General features: G+C 39.4%; 1 protein-coding gene. It reads left to right on the forward strand.

The window, feature by feature from the left end; genetic code table 11:
* The first annotated feature begins 190 nt into the window (after positions 1–190).
* Entirely contained in the window at positions 191–877 is a 687-nt protein-coding gene (locus HC752_RS24180) for a hypothetical protein (protein ID WP_190337729.1), read from the forward strand.
* Positions 878–1151: the final 274 nt, after the last annotated feature.

Raw genomic sequence — 1151 nt, forward strand, 5'->3', positions numbered from 1 at the left:
TGAATGCAAGCTAAGTGCTTCTTTGCCAAGTGAGTTTGTGTACTCGTTACGCTCTAACAAACGCTTCAAGCGGACTGCCAACGCGTGGCATTTTAGGTTTGTAGTGATAATTGTGTTTAAGGCGTAACGCGGTAGCTTTTGTATAGCGTTGTCAGCAGCTTAAGCGGGCGTTAGCTTTTAGGAGGAAGACTTGGCTTTAGGGACAAAAATTAGAAAAGTTATGTCAGATGGTTGGGTTATTGAAGAAGTATTTGACCCAAATAAAGGACGTTACAACAAGTATTACTATGGTCGAAAGCTTGCTCCTCAAGTTTCAATGACTGATAAGATTAGTCAGCAATACGCAGCATATACTCTGATCGAAAAGGATCTCAGAAATGTTATGTTTTGGCTAAATGAAATCGAGCGACTCCAACCTAATCCGCTAGATCGAGTAAAAGACCCAAACAAAATGAACGTTATAAAGGGTCTATTCGTTGCTGCATTAACTTTTTACGGTAAGTGCTTTACCTCATGTGAAGGGCGAAAAATTAAGTTAGAAACCAAAATTATCCCTGAGCAGCATGTCGGTACACATGAGCAGGTTATGAAGCTAAGGCATAATTATGCTGCACATAGTGGTGCAGATAATTTTGAAGAAGCAAAGGTAAGTCTGGTTCTACATCCTAATAAAAAGTCAGATATTAAGCCTCAATTGTATTCCGAGCTTACTCAGCCTGACTATATTTTAAAACAAGGTTTAAACTTTGGGGATTTAGTATCTGACTTGCAAGCTATTGTATTAAATAAGCGTTCTCAAGTAGGTGATGTGGTTTTAGAGAAAATCGTGCGCCCCAAAGGTAAGAACCATTGGTACAAGTTGGCTAAAAAAAGCTAACAAACAATTTAAGAGGGATTCAGCACGCGTGGCATTTTTACTATGCGTTAGTTTTGGTGTTTAAGGCGGTATGCAGCAGCTTCGGTATTGCGTGCTTCACCCCTTAATTGGGCGTTATAGCGCTTTGAAAGTTTAAGGGTTGTAAGTTTATCGAAAATAGCTGGCTTAAAGTGCTGGAAAGTTCGATTCCTTAACCTAAATCAAGGTGGAAAATCCTCGCAAACCAAGTTTCAATAAGCTTTAAAAACCAATTAGGTTAGCCGGATTTTGAAGC

It is taken from the genome of Vibrio sp. S9_S30 (assembly GCF_014694455.1).
Classification (GTDB): domain Bacteria; phylum Pseudomonadota; class Gammaproteobacteria; order Enterobacterales; family Vibrionaceae; genus Vibrio.